The following is an 18,013-nucleotide window of genomic DNA, read 5'->3' as shown; positions in this document are numbered from 1 at the left end:
CATTGGAATTTTTATTAGACTACGGATTATTTTTAGCCAAGATCGTGACTGTTGTCGTAGCGATTGTCGCGTTGTTGGTTATTGCTAAGTCAGTTGGTGGACGCTCTGGTGGCGCAAAAGGCGAACTTGAAATCACTAACTTAACTGAACAACGTAAACAAACAGTAGAGCAATTAGAACACCACTTACACGATGACGCGTTCATCAAAGCTCGTGATAAAGCAGAAAAGAAAGCGGAAAAAGAGAAAACCAAGCAGCGCGAGAAAGAGATTAAAAAAGCGTCAAAAGATGGTGAGCTTGATAGCAAACGCGAACCACACCTATTTGTTCTCGACTTTAATGGCAGCATTGATGCGAAAGAAGTGGCATCGCTACGTGAAGAAGTGAGCGCGATTCTGGCTGTAGCGCGTGATGGCGACGAAGTACTAGTACGCCTTGAATCCGGTGGCGGTATGGTTCATGCGTATGGTTTGGCATCTTCACAGCTTGACCGTATTAAAGCGGCGAAATTACCTTTGACTATCGCTGTAGACAAGGTGGCAGCAAGTGGTGGTTATATGATGGCGTGTATTGCTGACAAGATTGTCTCAGCGCCATTTGCTGTTGTTGGTTCTATTGGCGTGATTGCACAATTGCCGAACTTCAATAAGTTATTGAAGAAAAATGATATCGAATTTGAACAGCTTACAGCGGGTGAGTACAAGCGCACGCTGACAATGTTTGGCGAAAACACGGATAAAGCTCGTGACAAGTTCAAACAAGAACTAGAAGAAACGCACGGTCTGTTTAAAGACTTTATTCGCGAACATCGTCCGGCTCTCGACTTGGATAAAGTTGCGACGGGTGAGCACTGGTTTGGTACTCAAGCCAAAGAGCTAGGGCTGGTGGATGAAATTAAAGCATCGGATGATATTGTTATCGAAGCGTGTAAGGACAAAACCGTGTTGTCTATCCACTATGTTCAAAAGAAGAAGATCACCGATAAACTGGCAGGTGTAGCGGGCGAGGCTGCCGATAACGTGCTACTAAAACTGATTAGCCGCGGCCAAAAACCAATAGTATAAATACATTTAATGAATAGAGCGCCAACAAGGTTATTTGTTGGCGCTTTTTTATGTTTGAAGGTAAAGAAAATGGCATCTTGAGGCTATTGGGTATATAATTCTGCGCCGTAAAATTAAGAACAAAAATGAGTTGGACCTTCAAAGTCGAGCTTATGAAAAAACAACGTGGAGTAAAACATGTCCTCAAACACACCAGTGATTACTGTGGATGGACCAAGTGGTGCTGGCAAAGGCACACTGTGTATGTTGCTAGCTGAGAAATTAGGCTATCACTTACTGGATTCTGGGGCGATTTACCGCGTTTTAGCGTTAGCTGCAATTCATCATGGCGTGGATCTTGAGTCTGAAGACGCGCTAGTCCCATTGGCGATGCACCTAGATGTGCAGTTTGTCGCTGAAGGAGAACTGGTTAAAGTGATCCTTGAAGGTGAAGATGTGTCAGGTGAACTTCGTAAAGAAGAAACTGGCAATGCGGCATCAAAAATCGCAGCGCTGCCTCGCGTAAGAGAAGCTCTGCTACGTCGTCAGAGAGCATTTAATGTCGAGCCTGGTTTGGTGGCCGATGGTCGTGATATGGGAACTGTTGTTTTCCCTGAAGCACCAGTAAAAATCTTTCTAGATGCAAGTGCAGAAGAAAGAGCGCAAAGGCGTTTTAAGCAGTTGCAACTAAAGGGTTTAGATGTTAGATTTGACGACCTTTTGAGCGAGATCGAAGAACGAGACTATCGAGATCGTAACCGTGCGGTTGCACCTCTTCGTCCTGCAGATGACGCTCTAGTGCTAGATTCTACTTCGCTAAACATCGAGCAAGTGTTGGAAAAAGCGCTACAATATATCGAATCTAAACTCACGAAGTAGCCTCTATTAGGCATAGACTTGGTGAGCTTTGAGCCGTTGGTCGCAAGGATGATGACCGACTAAATTATCAACCCCATGCGGTAGGATGCCCATGGACGTTTACTTATTGAAGATTAAATAATGACTGAATCTTTTGCTCAACTCTTTGAAGAGTTTCTAAACGAAACAGAATTCCAACAAGGTAGTATCGTTAAAGGTACTGTAGTAGCTATCGAGAACGGTTTCGTTCTTGTTGACGCTGGCCTTAAGTCTGAGTCTGCTATCCCTGCTGAACAGTTCAAGAACGCTGCTGGCGAACTTGAAGTTGAAGTTGGTGCTGAAGTAGACGTAGCTCTAGACGCTGTTGAAGACGGTTTCGGTGAAACTCAACTTTCTCGTGAGAAAGCGAAGCGTCACGAAGCTTGGATCGTTCTTGAGAAAGCTTACGAAGAAGCTGAAACTGTTGTTGGTATCATCAACGGTAAAGTTAAAGGCGGTTTCACTGTTGAACTAAACGGTATCCGTGCTTTCCTTCCTGGTTCTCTTGTTGACGTGCGTCCAATCCGTGACACTGCTCACCTAGAAAACAAAGAGCTAGAGTTCAAAGTTATCAAGCTAGACCAGAAGCGTAACAACGTTGTTGTTTCTCGTCGTGCTGTTATCGAATCTGAAAACAGCGTTGAGCGTGACGAACTTCTTGAGACTCTACAAGAAGGTACTGAAGTTAAAGGTATCGTTAAGAACCTTACTGACTACGGTGCATTCGTTGACCTTGGCGGTGTTGACGGTCTTCTACACATCACTGATATGGCGTGGAAGCGTGTTAAGCACCCATCTGAGATCGTTAACGTTGGTGACGAGATCCTAGTTAAAGTTCTTAAGTTCGACCGTGAGCGTACTCGCGTATCACTAGGTCTTAAGCAGCTAGGCGAAGATCCATGGGTAGCAATCGCTAAGCGTTACCCAGAAGGTCACAAGCTAACTGGTCGTGTTACTAACCTAACTGACTACGGCTGCTTCGTTGAAATCGAAGAAGGCGTTGAAGGTCTAGTACACGTTTCAGAAATGGATTGGACTAACAAGAACATTCACCCATCTAAAGTTGTTAATGTTGGCGACGAAGTTGAGGTTATGGTTCTTGATATCGACGAAGAACGTCGTCGTATCTCTCTAGGTCTGAAACAGTGTAAAGCTAACCCATGGCAGTCATTCGCTGAAATGCAAGCTAAGGGCGACAAAGTTACTGGTAAGATCAAGTCTATCACTGACTTTGGTATCTTCATCGGTCTAGAAGGCGGCATCGACGGTCTAGTTCACCTATCTGACATTTCTTGGAATGTTGCTGGTGAAGAAGCAGTTCGTGAGTACAAGAAAGGTGACGAGATCTCTGCAGTTGTTCTAGCAGTAGACGCTGAGCGTGAGCGTATCTCTCTAGGCGTTAAGCAAATGGAAAATGACCCATTCAATGCTTACGTTGCAGACACTAAGAAAGGTACTCTAGTAAACGGTACTGTTACTGCAGTTGACGCTAAAGGTGCTACTATCGAACTAGAAGAAGGTGTAGAAGGCTACATCCGTGCTTCTGAAGTATCACGTGACCGCGTTGAAGATGCGTCTCTAATCCTAAGCGTTGGCGACAGCGTTGAAGCGAAGTTCACAGGTGTTGACCGTAAGAACCGCGTAATCAACCTATCTGTTAAAGCTAAAGATGAAGCTGAAGAGCAAGAAGCAATGGCTTCACTGAACAAGCAAGAAGAAGGCGCGTTCGGTAATGCTATGGCTGATGCATTCAAAGCTGCTAAAGGCGAATAATTTACGCCATTAGTGAAAAAGGAGCCGTAAGGCTCCTTTTTTTTGTTTTTATCTTTTCAAAATATAGACTATTATCAATTTATACAGGCAGTTAGTGCACTGTTGTTGTAAAATGACAAATAGACCACTATTCACTGAATATAAAGATACTAAAGATAAAGAGTAACGAGGGTACCTACCTATGACTAAGTCTGAACTGATAGAAAGACTCTGCGCGGAGCAAACTCATTTGTCCGCAAAGGAAATTGAAGATGCGGTAAAAGATATTCTAGAACATATGGCCAATACGTTAGAGAGCGGTGACCGTATTGAAATCCGCGGTTTTGGTAGCTTTTCTCTTCACTACCGTGAACCTCGTGTAGGTCGCAACCCTAAAACTGGTGATAAAGTGGAACTTGATGGTAAATACGTACCACACTTCAAACCAGGTAAAGAGTTACGTGAGCGCGTGAACGACAGTCTATAAATACTCGTTAATCGATAAAACGGCATACTTATTAGTGTGCCGTTTTGTTTTGTGGTCGAGTGCGCATAGTCGTTTAATTATCACCAAAGGTGCATACAGAATAGTCTATATACTCTAATTTTAGCCACGATTAACAAGATTATTGTTAGAGGGCATGGTGTGTGAATCCAATTTCCTGCATAATCGTAGCTATCCAATAACTGTGGTAAAAACGCATGAAGATTATAAAAATAGTTTTACTGATAGTACTTTTTTTAGTGACCTTAGCTCTTGGCTCACAGAACCAAGAAGTGGTGACTTTTAACTATTTGCTGGCCCAAGGTGATTTCCATCTATCGACCTTGCTGGGTAGTGTGTTTGTCGTAGGTTTTGTTATCTCTTGGGTTATTTTTGGCAGCTTACACCTCAAGTCTCAATTGACGGTACGCAAGTTAAAGAAACAGTTAGCGAAACAAAAACCATCAGAATCTAAAGAAGTGGTTAGCTCAAATAGCTAATCAAACACAAAGGGTTAGGGTCTATTTACTAAATGCTTGAGCTATTATTCCTGCTTCTTCCGATAGCTGCAGCCTATGGTTGGTACATGGGTCAGCGCAGCGTGAAGCATGATCGACAGGAGCAATCGCATCAAATATCTCGTCAATATATGACGGGCCTTAACCTATTGCTATCTGATCAATCGGATAAAGCGGTTGATCACTTTATCGAACTGCTACAAGTCGATAATGAGACTATTGATACTCACCTAGCTTTAGGTAACTTATTTCGTTCACGCGGCGAAGTAGACCGAGCCATTCGAATTCACCAAAACCTTATCTCCCGTTCTGGGTTAACCATCGATCAGAAAAACCTCGCTCTACAACAGCTTGCCAAAGACTATATGGTGTCAGGTTTTCTTGATCGTGCAGAAAAGATCTTCGTTCAATTGGTTGATGAACCTGAACATCGTGAAGCTGCTCTAACGCAATTACTGGCAATCTATCAGCAAACCAGTGAGTGGCATAAAGCGATTGAGTACGCCACAGCATTACAAAAGATGGGCAAGAAGCGAGTGAAGAACAGCATCGCTCATTTTTGGTGTGAGTTGGCTATGATCGAAAAAGCCGATGGTAATACTAATAAGGCGATCCAAAACTTTAAAAAGGCCCTTGCCGTTGACCCTAGGTGTGCTCGTGCCAGCATTTCATTAGGTAAACTTTATCTGGAAGATGAAGATTACGCTAAAACCGTGTCTTACCTTGAGTCAGTGCTAGAACAAGATAAAGACTTTATCAGTGAAGTTCTCCCTACCTTGGCTGAGTGTTATCACCACTTAGGGCAAGAACAGGGTTTGGTTGAATTTCTGAGAGCCAGTATTGAAAAAGGTGCCGGTGTTTCTGCTGAGTTGATGTTAGCGCAGCTAGTTGCAAACCACGAAGGAACGGAGGCCGCACAGGCGTTGCTTACTCGGCAGCTGGTTCGTAGCCCAACCATGAAAGGTTTCTACCGCCTGATGGACTATCATCTTGCGAATGCGGAAGAGGGCCGAGCGAAGGAGAGCTTAACGACTTTGCAATCACTGGTGGGTGAGCAACTAAAAACTAAGCCGCACTATCGATGCCGTAAATGTGGCTTTTCAACGCATTCGTTATATTGGCATTGTCCTTCATGTAAAGGATGGGGTACGATCAAGCCTATACGAGGACTGGATGGCGAGTAGCCTCCGACACAGAATTTTTAATGCAGCACTTATGTGCTGCTTTTTTTGAGTAAAACTCAACTTTCAACGAGGAGCGAAAATGATTGACCAAAAAGTGATTGTTGCACTGGACTATGATAACCAAGCCGATGCATTAGCTTTTGTCGATAGAATTGACCCAAGCTCTTGCCGACTAAAAGTGGGCAAAGAGATGTTCACACTATTTGGTCCTGAGTTCGTTCGAGAGCTTCATAAACGAGGCTTCTCTGTATTTCTAGATCTTAAGTTTCATGACATTCCTAATACTTGCTCGAAAGCAGTACGAGCTGCAGCAGAGTTGGGCGTTTGGATGGTGAACGTCCATGCTGGCGGTGGTGAGCGTATGATGGCGGCATCTCGTGAGATTCTAGAACCTTATGGTAAAGACCGACCGCTGCTTATTGGTGTGACTGTACTGACGAGTATGGAGCAGTCAGATCTCGCGGGTATCGGTATTAATGTTGAGCCTCAGGAGCACGTTCTTCGTTTGGCTAACTTAACCAAAGATGCTGGTTTGGATGGGGTGGTTTGTTCTGCTCAAGAGTCTAGCATGCTAAAAGCACAACTTGGCAAAGAGTTTAAACTCGTTACTCCAGGTATTCGTCCAGCAGGTGCTGCAGTTGGTGACCAAAAACGTATCATGACACCAGATATGGCGATTCAGGCGGGCTCTGATTATCTTGTGATTGGTCGCCCAATTACTCAAGCAGAAAACCCAGCTCAGGTTCTAGCAGACATAAATGCGTCTTTGCGTTAAACCAAATTGCTAAGCCATTAAAAAGAAAAGAGCCAATATCGATAAGATGTTGGCTCTTTTTTATGTTGCTTGCTAAATAGACTTAAGCTGGTATTCCGCTATGGAACTTAAAGTCATTATCCGGAGATGAAATTAGCTCCGCCTCGATCTTACCAAAGTAAGCTACTCGTTTACTGATATCCTCGCCGGCTACCTGCTCTGCCAACGTTAAATAGTCTTGGTAGTGGCGTGCTTCCGAACGCAATAGTGATATGTAGAATTTTGCGATATCGTCATCCATGTGAGGTGCCAACTTAGCAAAACGTTCGCACGATCGAGCTTCGATATAGGCACCAATAATGAGCTTATCTACTAGGGTATTAGGCTCATAAGTTGCCATTTTTGACAGTAATCCTTTCGCATATCTGCTTGCGGGTATTGGTTCATAAGCGATACCACGCTGTTCCATGATTTCTAATACCTGATAAAAGTGATGCAGCTCTTCCTTAATCAGTAGCACCATTTTATCAATTAAGTCTTGGCTATAAGGTGAGTCGGACTTGGCGATAATGGACTTAGAAATATTGCTCTTACCACGCAGTGTTTCCATATTACCAATACGGCGATATGCAAACTCTTCATAAGGCTTAAACCAATCAAACAACACAGCGGCGCTTTGTTTATCTACCGCGTATTTGCGAATCAGGAACATTGCTGACTGACCAGCTTTCAACTCACACAGTAAGTGATCGATAAGTATGGTAGGTAGGTTGTCGGGCTTTTTTGCTTCTTCAACCCACTCGTTAGGCGTTGAACATTGTAGAAACTGATTAATCGGAGAAAGAATCGCGTCTATTTGAGATGAAGTAATCATAATATTTTTCGTTGAGCTAATTGAAAAAGGCCGCCAAAGCGACCTTTTTTGAACCGGTAAAGATTACCATTTTTTCTTTTCACCAAACAGTGCGTTGATGTCGTCATCACGTTCCCTGTTGGTTTGTTGTTGTTTTTCTTCGGCTTTAGCTTGTCGGCTATTTTGAAGTTGCTCTAGCATTTCAGACAGCTTCTCTTTGGCTTGCATCGAGTAGTTGTCATTTTTTGTGCTTAGCGCATCAATGCCTTTTTTAAGCAGTTGAGCGGCGGTACCTGGTTGACCTTTTGCGATAGATTCGTGAGCGCGTTTAACCACATTTTCGATATTGATTCGAATCTGAATGGTTTCGAGTCGAGCATTCTCAACCATATACGACTGGGTATCCATCCGGCCTTTATTGTGTTCAGTGCGAACAGTGTCTCGTAGGCGCTTAACCAGTTTAAGCATGATAATGGCTTGCTTATCGCTCGTTGGCACTTTAAACGATGTAGCGTCGTTACCTTCATAACTGTCTTGAATCTGCTGAACTTGACCTTTGGCAGACTCAACTCTTTGGGCAAGGTGTTTATTCTTAGGATCGAGCTCATACATGTTCATTAGAGCATCGAGAATGCGATTATGAAGGCAAAGCATCAATTCTTTGCTGTAAGGGAGGTAACTAGCACCGCTTATCAGTTCTTCAGTAGCATCAATTAAGGCTACGTAGCGAGCGGATTCTTGACGTCGTGTCGCTTCCGCCTTTAATTTGTACTGCAGCATGATGTTGTACCCAAGGATCAGGACAAGCAACAGTGCAACCAGTGCGATGATTAAACCAATATTCATAACGTTTTGTATCTACAATGAGTTTCCCTACAATTCGATAAACAGGATACACCAAAGACAAAAGCATCAACACTGCTAAGTTGTCGATTCGGTCATAAAGCAAGGAATTCGATAGCTTTTCATCCAGCAAAAATGCAAATGAGCATTTTGTAGTCAAAAAAACTGTTAATCTTTCTAGTAATTCGTTATAACTAATAATTATATGCTTGTTTTGAGTTGTGATGGGCTCAATGCAATATCAACAGGGATGATGAGAAACCGATGAAGTTACAGCAGTTAAAATACATTGTCGAAGTAGTGAACCATAACCTGAATGTGTCTGCCACGGCAGAGAGTCTTTATACCTCTCAACCGGGTATTAGTAAGCAGGTTCGCTTACTAGAAGACGAGTTGGGTATTCAGATTTTTGAGCGCAGCGGCAAACATCTTACGCAAGTCACTACGGCTGGTGAAGACATCATTCGTATCTCTCAAGAAATCCTTTCTCGAGTTGAGAGTATTAAAGCGGTTGCCGGTGAGCATACTCACCCTGAAATGGGAACGCTTAATATCTCGACTACCCATACGCAAGCTCGTTATGCGCTTCCTGAAGTCATTAAAGGATTTACGGCTCGTTATCCTAAAGTGTCTCTGCACATGCACCAAGGTACACCGTCACAAATGTCAGAGGCGATTGCCAAAGGCACCGCTAACTTTGCTATCGCGACAGAAGCATTGCATCTTTATCAGGACGCCATCATGTTGCCTTGCTACCACTGGAATCGCTCTATCGTGGTACCAAAAGACCATCCTTTGGCACTGAAACAACAGATCACCATTGAAGATTTAGCTGCGTATTCATTGGTAACATATGTATTTGGCTTTACGGGTCGTTCAGAGCTTGATACTGCTTTTAACAAGGTTGGATTGACGCCTAAAGTAGTCTTTACTGCAACTGATGCTGATGTCATTAAAACGTATGTAAGAATGGGGATTGGTGTAGGTGTTATTGCTAGTATGGCCATGGATGAATCGCAAGACACCGATCTTGTCGCCATTGATGCAAGCCATATATTTGGTGCTAGTACTACCAGTATTGGCTTTAGAAAAGGCACGTTCCTGCGTTCGTATATGTATGATTTCATGGAGCGTTTTGCTCCTCATTTGACTCGCCCAGTTGTTGAACAAGCCATCTCTCTTAAGTCCAATGTGGAGATTGAAGAGATGTTTAAAGATATCGACTTACCCGTTCGATAGCATAAACTCCTTTCGTTGTTGAAGACTTCCTCCTACAATCGGTGCGATTAACGCATTGCACCGGGAATAGGGGGACGCAAATGCATCAGTCGTTTGCAGACATCACTTCATTTCTTCTTCGTCATCAAAACTATTGGCGTCATGATCCTTTTCATCAAGTGATCTCTGAACAAGTATTATGGCGAGAGTCAGCGCCTCAATTGTTTGAATGGCTCCAAACACTGTCCCCGCAAGAGATACTGAAACTCAAATCATCGACTGAGTGCGCCATTGAAGCGTTAGAACCGCATATTTCCGATGTTCGAACTGCTCATATCGCAATTGAACTTCGCTCAATGCATTCGGCGGAGGAGTTTGTGTTGCCAAGAGGTCTCGATGCCGGGATTCCTGGCCGTAAACTAGAACAAATAAAACAGATGACAACGGCGTGTTTGAATGACCATGCTGGCAATGAATGGCTAGAGTGGTGCTCAGGGAAAGGATTTTTAGGGCGGTTATTGGCTTCGGAGTCGAAGCAGTCCGTTACAAGCTTTGAGTTTCAATCAGCACTTTGCAAAGCTGGGCAGGAAGAAGCCGATAAACGCGCGTTACCCATGCGGTTTGTTCAAGGCGATGCTTTTTCTCCGCAATCTAAATTGGTCTTTAAGCCAACTCAACATGCTGTTGCGCTTCATGCATGTGGCGATCTACATGTTACTCTTATTAAACACGCCGTAGAGCATCATTTATCCGCACTGACTATATCACCGTGTTGTTATCACCTTATCCAAGGAGAGAATTACTCGCCATTGTCCAAAGAGGGGAAGGCCGCACAACTGTCACTAAGTAAACATGAGTTGCGAATCCCACTTCAAGAAACTGTGACAGGAGGAGAGCGTGTTCGTCGTCATCGTGAACAAGAGATGGTGTTTCGTTTAGGCTTTGATGCTTTATGCCAGAGTCATAAGTTAAGTGAAGGCTACTTACCTATACCGAGCATAAAAAAATCGCAGCTATCGAGTGGTTTTAAAGCATTGTGCGAATGGGCGGCTCGTAATAAGCAACTCGACCTACCTGATGTTGATTTTGGCCATTTTGAACAAATGGGCCACCGACGATATTGGCAAATGGAAGCATTAAGCGTAGTACAAGGCGTTTTCAGGCGACCATTGGAAGTGTGGCTAGCTTTGGACAAAGCCATATATTTACAAGAGCAGGGGTATAATGTGGGGCTCAGTACATTTTGTGAGTCCAGTGTGACGCCAAGAAATATTCTGATTCACGCGAAGAGAGCGCATTAAAAAACGGGCATGACGCCCGTTTTTAACTTTTAGAGGTTTAGAACATAACGTTCAAAGTAGATTTGCGATTAGTTAAACATCGCAATAGCAGTTGCTGGTTCTACGTATTCTAGATCGAAGCTCTCTGCTACTTCTTTACAAGTCACTTTACCGTGAATAACGTTCAAGCCATCTAGGAAGCCTTTGTCTTCAGTCAGCGCTTGTTGATAGCCTTTGTTCGCCAATTTGATGATGTAAGGCAGAGTTGCGTTATTCAGTGCGAAGGTTGATGTGCGTGCAACTGCGCCAGGCATGTTTGCGACACAGTAGTGAACCACATCATCAACAATGTAAGTTGGGTCCGCATGAGTGGTTGCGTGCGATGTCTCGAAACAACCACCTTGGTCGATAGCAACGTCAACGACTGCCGCACCAGGCTTCATCTTAGCGATATGTTCTTTGGTGACTAGCTTAGGTGCAGCAGCACCAGGTACTAAAACAGCGCCAATGACAAGATCAGCTTCTAGAACATGCTTCTCTAAAGCATCTTCAGTAGAATAAACGACTTTTGCGCGACCCTGGAATTCTTCGTCCAAAACGCGTAATGTATCAATATTGCGGTCGAGGATTGTGACGTCTGCACGCATACCAACAGCCATGCGAGCAGCGTTAGAACCCACTACGCCACCGCCAACGACGACGACCTTCGCTGGTTCTACACCAGGTACGCCACCTAGGAGTAGACCACGTCCACCATTGGACTTTTCGAGTGTTTGTGCACCAGCCTGTATAGACATTCGCCCAGCGACTTCAGACATTGGTGCTAATAGTGGCAAGCGACCCATATTATCTGTTACAGTCTCATAAGCAATGCAGACAGCTTTGCTCTTGATTAGCTCTTCAGTTTGTGGAAAATCTGGTGCTAGGTGAAGATAAGTGAATAATATTTGTCCTTCGCGTAACATAGCACGCTCGACAGCTTGAGGTTCTTTGACCTTTACAATCATCTCTGCTTTCGCGAAAACGTCAGCAGCGGTAGGAAGAATGGATGCGCCTACAGCGATGTAATCATCGTCTGAAAAACCGATACCAACGCCAGCGTTAGTTTCAACGTAAACATCGTGGCCGTTTGAGATTAGTTCTCGAACGCTTGCTGGAACCATACCAACACGGTATTCGTGGTTTTTAATTTCCTTAGGTACGCCAATTATCATCCTGACTCCTCATTATATTGTGGTTGTATTAACTGTTTGTAGGGTGTTATTGTCGAATTACGTACTAGTATAGAAGCTAATAAACAAAATTTGATACTGAATATTACAGAGTTGTAGTATATTTTTTTGCAAGGAAGTAACAAGGTGGAATAAAAAATGGCAGACAACTATAAGAAGCCGTCCAAGGAACTAGACCGAATTGACCGCAACATTCTAAATGAGTTGCAGAAAGATGGTCGAATCTCAAACGTCGAACTCTCTAAACGAGTGGGGCTTTCTCCTACTCCATGTTTAGAGCGCGTACGTCGACTTGAGAGACAGGGATATATTACGGGCTATACTGCTCTTCTTAACCCTCAATATTTAGATGCGTCACTACTTGTTTTCGTTGAGATTACATTGAACCGTGGTGCACCGGATGTGTTCGAGCAGTTCAATACTGCGGTACAAAAGCTGGATGACATTCAAGAGTGTCACCTAGTTTCTGGTGATTTCGACTATCTTTTGAAAACAAGGGTGTCGGATATGGGTGCTTATCGTAAGCTTCTTGGGGATACCTTACTTCGTCTACCGGGCGTTAATGACACTCGTACCTACGTTGTAATGGAAGAAGTGAAGCAAACCAACCAACTTGTGATTAAAACCCGCTAAACTGTAGTTACAGTAAGTCTTACAGGAAGCTGACTAAAGTAATGAAAATCCATGCTTTATTCTCTACCTAAATTGGGTTTTAATCCTTGATGTGGTTAAATCAATGAATACACCGAGCGGCTTTTGCCGCTCGGGCTGTTTTCAATAATTAGATGTTGGTTATGTTCAAACAGGACAAAAAAAGAGTCGAAACGATTATCAAGACGAGCGAAGAGCAAGAGGCGCTTCGCCTAAATGGATTTCAACGGCTGAGAGAGTGTTGCTTTATCTTGGCTGTGCTTACGTCCATTCTACTCGCTGTAGCGCTATTCACCTTTAACCCTGCCGATCCTTCATGGTCACAGACCTCATGGGGAGGAGACATTCAAAATGCAGGGGGGATTGTCGGAGCGTGGTTGGCGGATACCTTATTTTTTGTCTTTGGTTCTTTGGCATACCCAATACCATTCATTGTGGCTTTTAGTGCCTGGGTCTTTTTCCGCAATCGCGATGAAGACGATGAAATTGACTTGATGATCTGGGGAACGCGTATCCTCGGTCTGGTGATACTCATCTTAACCAGTTGCGGTCTTGCAGATATCAACTTCGATGATATCTGGTATTTTTCATCGGGCGGCGTAATTGGTGATGTTCTGACGAGCCTCTCTCTACCTACGCTTAACGTACTTGGCACAACCATTGTTCTATTATTTCTATGGGGTGCTGGGTTTACGCTGCTAACCGGTGTCTCATGGCTGAGTATTGTCGAATGGATTGGCGATTCTGTGCTGTCTATGTCTTCCAACGTCGTCAATAAAGCTCGTGGTACCAAGGAAGAAGTGTATGAGCCTGTTTTATCGCAGCCTGAGCGAGAAGAACCGGCTGACGATATGCCACACTTCTCAGCAAAAGCGAATGAGTCTGAAACCGATAATGTAGATACGGCGCCGGTTGCGAAGAAACAATACAACATCCATGTACCAGAACCAGTTAACACTGTCGCGGCTCAACCTGCATCAAACAAAGAAGAAGAGTTCGACCCACTGTTCTCTTCGGATTGGCAACAGCTAGACACGGATACACAGCGTGTTGAGCCGACGATGACAATCCCTGAGTCTGAAGTTGAACCAGAGCCAGAATATCATCATGCAGCACCGACTATTGAGCCGGTCACGCCTGTATTTGACGCCCCAGTACAAGAGCAGCCATCGGTTCATTCTGAGACCAGCAACGAACCTCAGGTTGAACGAACTCGTCAATTGGGCGCTACCATCGAAGAACTCGAGATGGCGGCGCGCTCTAGTGATGACTTTGCTGCACAAGATAATGATGAGCCGGAATTGGATGCCTCTATACCACTAACCTCTACGGCCATTGGAGCAGCAGCGCTATCGTCTACCTCCGCTCAGGCTGAAACTGCGACTGAGAGTGTCAATATCGATACCATGCCATGGGAAGAGAGTGAGCCGACAACGCAAGCTATATCGGTGGACACAAATCTTGTTGATGAGGCGACTAACATTACTCCATCAGAGCCGGTGCCTAAAGCAAGTAGCGAGTTGGGGAATTTTGAGGAACTTGAAGTTGAACCGTCTCGTACCCATGTAGAGCCTACATTCGATATTGATGCGCTCGAGCAAGAGGAAACGTCGCACGCTTCAGTGCCTCAAGAAAGTAATGAGCCTGAACCTGAAGTCGTTGACCCAGATTCCGCTGCGTTCCAGAACTTAGTCGCAGACGCTCAAAAAGCACAAGTGGCTAAGATGAATCCGTTCTTAGTACAGCAAGAGCAGAATCTTCCTAAGCCAGTAGAGCCAATGCCGACCTTGGAACTTCTTTACCATCCAGAGAAGCGTGAGAATTTCATCGACCGCGAGGCATTAGAAAACATCGCTCGTTTGGTTGAATCGAAATTGGCTGACTACAAGATAAAAGCTGAAGTGGTGGATATCTTCCCTGGTCCAGTGATCACCCGTTTTGAGCTTGATCTTGCTCCGGGCGTTAAAGTGAGTCGTATTTCAGGTCTGTCGATGGACTTAGCGCGTTCACTGTCAGCAATGGCAGTTCGTGTGGTTGAGGTTATCCCTGGTAAACCATATGTTGGACTAGAGCTGCCGAACATGTCTCGTCAAACTGTCTTCTTCTCTGACGTAGTGGGCAGTCAAGCGTTCATTGAAGCGAAATCTCCTACCACAGTCGTGCTTGGTCAAGATATCGCAGGTGATGCCGTCGTTGCAGACTTATCGAAGATGCCTCACGTGCTGGTGGCAGGTACAACCGGTTCGGGTAAGTCGGTTGGTGTGAATGTTATGATTCTGAGTATGCTATATAAAGCGACACCAGAAGACGTTCGCTTTATTATGATCGATCCGAAAATGCTTGAGCTATCGGTCTATGAGGGTATCCCTCATCTGTTATCTGAAGTTGTAACGGATATGAAAGACGCCTCCAATGCACTACGTTGGTGTGTAGGAGAAATGGAGCGTCGCTACAAGTTAATGTCGGCATTAGGTGTGCGTAACATTAAAGGTTTTAATGACAAACTTAAGATGGCTGCTGAAGCTGGACATCCAATTCATGATCCACTGTGGCAAGCTGGGGACAGTATGGACCCTGAGCCGCCATTACTCGAGAAACTGCCTTACATCGTCGTTATCGTCGATGAATTTGCTGACTTGATGATGGTAGTTGGCAAGAAGGTTGAAGAATTGATTGCTCGTTTGGCGCAAAAAGCACGTGCGGCAGGTGTACACCTTATTCTTGCGACGCAGCGACCTTCTGTTGATGTTATCACTGGTCTTATTAAGGCGAACATCCCAACACGTGTGGCCTTTACTGTATCGACAAAAACAGACTCACGAACCATTCTCGATCAAGGTGGCGCGGAATCGCTATTAGGTATGGGTGACATGTTGTATTTGCCTCCTGGTTCAAGTCATACCACGCGTGTTCACGGCGCATTTGCATCAGATGATGATGTGCATGCGGTGGTGAATAACTGGAAAGCTCGTGGTAAACCTAACTACATTGAAGAGATTACCAGCGGTGAACAATCACCAGAAACTCTACTTCCAGGTGAAAAAATGGAAGGTGATGAAGAGATGGATCCGCTGTTCGACCAAGTAGTCGAGCACGTTGTTCAGTCTCGTCGAGGCTCGGTATCAGGCGTACAAAGACGATTTAAGATTGGCTACAACCGTGCCGCTCGCATCGTAGAGCAACTTGAGGCGCAAGGTATTGTTAGTGCGCCAGGCCATAATGGTAATCGCGAGGTACTCGCACCGCCGCCACCTAAAGATTAATGATGATTGATAAGCTCTGAGGAGACTACATGAAGAAATGGTTAACGCTCGCCGCTTTGAGCTTTTCCACGCTAGGTTTTTCTGCTCTAGCAACTGCGACGCCTCAGCAGGAGCTAAGCGACAGACTACAGTTAAACGACGGATTTAGTGCTACCTTCACTCAAAAAGTCACTAGCCCTGAAGGTGAGGTCGTGATGGAAGGCGAGGGCAATGTTGAAATATCACGTCCTAGCATGTTCCGCTGGGTGACAACCATGCCTGATGAAAATGTCTTGGTATCAGATGGCAACAACTTGTGGTACTACAGCCCATTCATTGAGCAAGTCAGTATTTACAATCAAGAGCAAGCGACCGAGCAAACCCCGTTTGTATTATTGACTCGTAATCGTGCCAGTGACTGGGACAATTACAACGTCAATCAAAAGGGCGATGTATTTACTCTGATTCCTACTGCTGTTGATTCAACACAAGGGCAGTTCCAGATTAATATCGATAGTAAAGGTATTGTGCATGGCTTTAATGTTATTGAGCAAGATGGTCAGAAAGGGACCTTTGCGTTTGACAACATTAAGGTAGGCAAACCTTCTGCCGATCGATTTACCTTTGTGATTCCTAATGGCGTCGAAGTGGACGACCAAAGGAACTAGGAGATTGCGTGAGTAATTTCAGTTTTGACTTTTCAGGGGACGAAGATTTTCGTCCCCTTGCTGCTAGAATGCGCCCAGAAAATGTTGAGCAATATATTGGTCAGCAGCACATTCTGGGTGTGGGAAAACCGCTTCGACGTGCGCTTGAAGCGGGTCAATTGCACTCAATGATTCTCTGGGGCCCACCAGGTACAGGTAAAACGACGCTTGCTGAAGTGGCTGCAAATTATGCGGATGCAGAGGTAGAAAGAGTCTCGGCAGTGACGTCAGGTGTTAAAGATATCCGTGCGGCTATCGAAAGAGCTCGTGAGAACAAGCTGGCTGGTAAACGAACGATTCTGTTTGTGGACGAGGTCCATCGTTTTAATAAAAGCCAGCAAGATGCGTTTCTACCTCATATTGAAGATGGCACAGTAACCTTTATTGGTGCGACTACCGAAAACCCGTCATTTGAGCTTAACAATGCACTATTGTCTCGAGCTCGAGTCTACAAGCTGACGTCTTTGGACAAAGCCGATATTTTATTGGTACTGGAGCAAGCAAGAGATGATGAAAAGCGAGGCTTGGGAACTATCGCGGCAAATTTCCATGACAACGTTCTGGAGCGTTTAGCGGAGCTGGTTAATGGCGATGCGCGTATGTCGCTGAACTACCTAGAGCTGCTCTACGATATGGCCGAAGATAATGCACAGGGTGAGAAGGACATTACGTTAGCTCTATTAGCGGAAGTCGCAGGCGAGAAAGTCAATCGCTTCGATAATAAAGGCGATATCTGGTACGACTTGATTTCTGCGGTACATAAGTCCATTAGGGGGTCAAATCCAGATGCAGCGCTATATTGGTCTGCGCGCATGATAGCGGCGGGTTGTGACCCTCTCTATATCGCACGCCGACTATTAGCCATTGCGTCAGAGGATGTAGGCAACGCTGATCCTAGAGCGATGCAAGTTGCACTTTCTGCATGGGACTGTTTCACTCGTGTCGGACCCGCAGAGGGTGAGAGGGCCATCGCTCAAGCGATTGTCTATTTGGCATGCGCTCCAAAAAGTAACGCCGTGTATACCGCGTGGAAGCAGGCTTTAACTGACGCCCATAACCTACCAGAATATGAAGTCCCGCATCATCTTAGAAATGCACCGACTTCACTGATGAAAGATATGGGGTATGGAGCAGAGTATCGGTACGCTCACGACGAGCCGGGTGCGTATGCGGCTGGTGAACGATATCTTCCGCCCGAAATGGAAGGAACTCGCTATTATCAGCCAACAAATCGTGGTCTCGAAACCAAAATTGGCGAAAAGTTAGATTATCTGGCGGATTTAGACGCAAAAAGCCCACAAAAGCGCTATGAAAAGTAGTGGCTTTTAGTTATCTTTATCCGGTTAACAAATCAA

The 18,013-nt window shown here is 44.8% G+C and carries 16 protein-coding genes; 13 read left to right on the top strand and 3 right to left on the bottom strand.

All coding sequences use genetic code 11. The features are described from left to right. The first annotated feature begins 2 nt into the window (after positions 1–2). The 7 genes from sohB to pyrF all read left to right on the top strand — a co-directional run bounded on the left by sohB (position 3) and on the right by pyrF (position 6,653). Positions 3–1,064 (top strand): protease SohB, encoded by a 1,062-nt coding sequence (sohB, locus tag L2W36_RS15455; protein WP_038230006.1) that lies wholly within the window; start codon positions 3–5, stop codon positions 1,062–1,064. Between the two features lie 177 nt (positions 1,065–1,241). Then, positions 1,242–1,922: a (d)CMP kinase gene (cmk, locus tag L2W36_RS15450; protein WP_031496510.1), complete on the top strand. Its 681-nt coding sequence runs from the start codon at positions 1,242–1,244 to the stop codon at positions 1,920–1,922. A 120-nt stretch (positions 1,923–2,042) separates the two neighbouring features. Further along, positions 2,043–3,713 (top strand): 30S ribosomal protein S1, encoded by a 1,671-nt coding sequence (rpsA, locus tag L2W36_RS15445; RefSeq protein WP_038230008.1) that lies wholly within the window; start codon positions 2,043–2,045, stop codon positions 3,711–3,713. Positions 3,714–3,894: 181 nt separating this feature from the next. Further along, positions 3,895–4,179 carry an integration host factor subunit beta gene (gene ihfB, locus L2W36_RS15440; RefSeq protein WP_088876954.1) on the top strand — a complete coding sequence of 95 codons (285 nt, stop codon included), beginning with the start codon at positions 3,895–3,897 and terminating at the stop codon, positions 4,177–4,179. A 215-nt stretch (positions 4,180–4,394) separates the two neighbouring features. Next, positions 4,395–4,676, top strand: a complete 282-nt coding sequence (locus tag L2W36_RS15435) for a LapA family protein (RefSeq protein WP_038230012.1) — start codon at positions 4,395–4,397, stop codon at positions 4,674–4,676. Positions 4,677–4,708: 32 nt separating this feature from the next. Then, a complete protein-coding gene (lapB, locus tag L2W36_RS15430) occupies positions 4,709–5,878 on the top strand; it encodes a lipopolysaccharide assembly protein LapB (RefSeq protein WP_006075560.1) in 1,170 nt (389 codons plus the stop codon). 79 nt (positions 5,879–5,957) lie between these two features. After that, positions 5,958–6,653, top strand: a complete 696-nt coding sequence (pyrF, locus tag L2W36_RS15425; protein WP_006075561.1) for an orotidine-5'-phosphate decarboxylase — start codon at positions 5,958–5,960, stop codon at positions 6,651–6,653. Positions 6,654–6,735: 82 nt separating this feature from the next. Here pyrF and miaE read toward each other — a convergent pair whose 3' ends face one another. Then, on the bottom strand, positions 6,736–7,506 hold the full coding sequence (gene miaE, locus L2W36_RS15420) for a tRNA isopentenyl-2-thiomethyl-A-37 hydroxylase MiaE (RefSeq protein WP_236110508.1): 771 nt from the start codon (positions 7,504–7,506) through the stop codon (positions 6,736–6,738). A 63-nt stretch (positions 7,507–7,569) separates the two neighbouring features. Beyond that, a complete protein-coding gene (locus tag L2W36_RS15415) occupies positions 7,570–8,331 on the bottom strand; it encodes a hypothetical protein (protein WP_006075564.1) in 762 nt (253 codons plus the stop codon). A 261-nt stretch (positions 8,332–8,592) separates the two neighbouring features. Between L2W36_RS15415 and cysB the strand changes: the two genes are divergently transcribed. Together cysB and L2W36_RS15405 are read left to right on the top strand one after the other, a co-directional pair. Beyond that, positions 8,593–9,567: an HTH-type transcriptional regulator CysB gene (gene cysB / locus L2W36_RS15410; RefSeq protein ID WP_031496747.1), complete on the top strand. Its 975-nt coding sequence runs from the start codon at positions 8,593–8,595 to the stop codon at positions 9,565–9,567. Between the two features lie 80 nt (positions 9,568–9,647). Continuing rightward, positions 9,648–10,847, top strand: a complete 1,200-nt coding sequence (locus L2W36_RS15405) for a methyltransferase (RefSeq protein WP_236110507.1) — start codon at positions 9,648–9,650, stop codon at positions 10,845–10,847. Between the two features lie 68 nt (positions 10,848–10,915). Here the strand turns inward: L2W36_RS15405 and ald are convergent, their stop codons facing one another. Further along, positions 10,916–12,040 carry an alanine dehydrogenase gene (gene ald, locus L2W36_RS15400; protein WP_006075567.1) on the bottom strand — a complete coding sequence of 375 codons (1,125 nt, stop codon included), beginning with the start codon at positions 12,038–12,040 and terminating at the stop codon, positions 10,916–10,918. Between the two features lie 156 nt (positions 12,041–12,196). Here ald and lrp point away from each other — a divergent pair, with 156 nt between their 5' ends. The 4 genes from lrp (at position 12,197) to L2W36_RS15380 (ending at position 17,977) form a co-directional block, all read left to right on the top strand. Next, complete coding sequence (gene lrp, locus L2W36_RS15395; protein WP_004734558.1) at positions 12,197–12,691, top strand: leucine-responsive transcriptional regulator Lrp; 495 nt, start codon at positions 12,197–12,199, stop codon at positions 12,689–12,691. Positions 12,692–12,852: 161 nt separating this feature from the next. Further along, positions 12,853–15,972, top strand: coding sequence for a DNA translocase FtsK 4TM domain-containing protein (locus tag L2W36_RS15390; RefSeq protein ID WP_236110506.1), 3,120 nt, complete (start codon positions 12,853–12,855; stop codon positions 15,970–15,972). Between the two features lie 29 nt (positions 15,973–16,001). After that, entirely contained in the window at positions 16,002–16,619 is a 618-nt protein-coding gene (lolA, locus tag L2W36_RS15385; protein ID WP_006074059.1) for an outer membrane lipoprotein chaperone LolA, read from the top strand. Positions 16,620–16,687: 68 nt separating this feature from the next. After that, positions 16,688–17,977: a replication-associated recombination protein A gene (locus L2W36_RS15380; RefSeq protein ID WP_216613685.1), complete on the top strand. Its 1,290-nt coding sequence runs from the start codon at positions 16,688–16,690 to the stop codon at positions 17,975–17,977. Positions 17,978–18,013 lie beyond the last annotated feature (36 nt).

The organism is Vibrio sp. McD22-P3 (assembly GCF_021568915.1).
Classification (GTDB): domain Bacteria; phylum Pseudomonadota; class Gammaproteobacteria; order Enterobacterales; family Vibrionaceae; genus Vibrio; species Vibrio mediterranei.
The sequence above is the reverse complement of the archived record's forward strand: the minus strand, read 5'-3'. Positions and strand labels throughout refer to the sequence as shown.

Bases quoted from the DNA above. Each gene is read 5' to 3' on its own strand.
- cysB (WP_031496747.1), top strand. From the start codon at position 8,593: ATGAAGTTACAGCAGTTAAAATACATTGTCGAAGTAGTGAACCATAAC.
- L2W36_RS15415 (WP_006075564.1), bottom strand. From the start codon at position 8,331: ATGAATATTGGTTTAATCATCGCACTGGTTGCACTGTTGCTTGTCCTG.
- miaE (WP_236110508.1), bottom strand. From the start codon at position 7,506: ATGATTACTTCATCTCAAATAGACGCGATTCTTTCTCCGATTAATCAG.
- pyrF (WP_006075561.1), top strand. From the start codon at position 5,958: ATGATTGACCAAAAAGTGATTGTTGCACTGGACTATGATAACCAAGCC.
- L2W36_RS15380 (WP_216613685.1), top strand. From the start codon at position 16,688: ATGCGCCCAGAAAATGTTGAGCAATATATTGGTCAGCAGCACATTCTG.
- rpsA (WP_038230008.1), top strand. From the start codon at position 2,043: ATGACTGAATCTTTTGCTCAACTCTTTGAAGAGTTTCTAAACGAAACA.
- ald (WP_006075567.1), bottom strand. From the start codon at position 12,040: ATGATAATTGGCGTACCTAAGGAAATTAAAAACCACGAATACCGTGTT.
- L2W36_RS15435 (WP_038230012.1), top strand. From the start codon at position 4,395: ATGAAGATTATAAAAATAGTTTTACTGATAGTACTTTTTTTAGTGACC.
- lrp (WP_004734558.1), top strand. From the start codon at position 12,197: ATGGCAGACAACTATAAGAAGCCGTCCAAGGAACTAGACCGAATTGAC.
- lapB (WP_006075560.1), top strand. From the start codon at position 4,709: ATGCTTGAGCTATTATTCCTGCTTCTTCCGATAGCTGCAGCCTATGGT.
- L2W36_RS15390 (WP_236110506.1), top strand. From the start codon at position 12,853: ATGTTCAAACAGGACAAAAAAAGAGTCGAAACGATTATCAAGACGAGC.
- L2W36_RS15405 (WP_236110507.1), top strand. From the start codon at position 9,648: ATGCATCAGTCGTTTGCAGACATCACTTCATTTCTTCTTCGTCATCAA.
- ihfB (WP_088876954.1), top strand. From the start codon at position 3,895: ATGACTAAGTCTGAACTGATAGAAAGACTCTGCGCGGAGCAAACTCAT.
- lolA (WP_006074059.1), top strand. From the start codon at position 16,002: ATGAAGAAATGGTTAACGCTCGCCGCTTTGAGCTTTTCCACGCTAGGT.
- cmk (WP_031496510.1), top strand. From the start codon at position 1,242: ATGTCCTCAAACACACCAGTGATTACTGTGGATGGACCAAGTGGTGCT.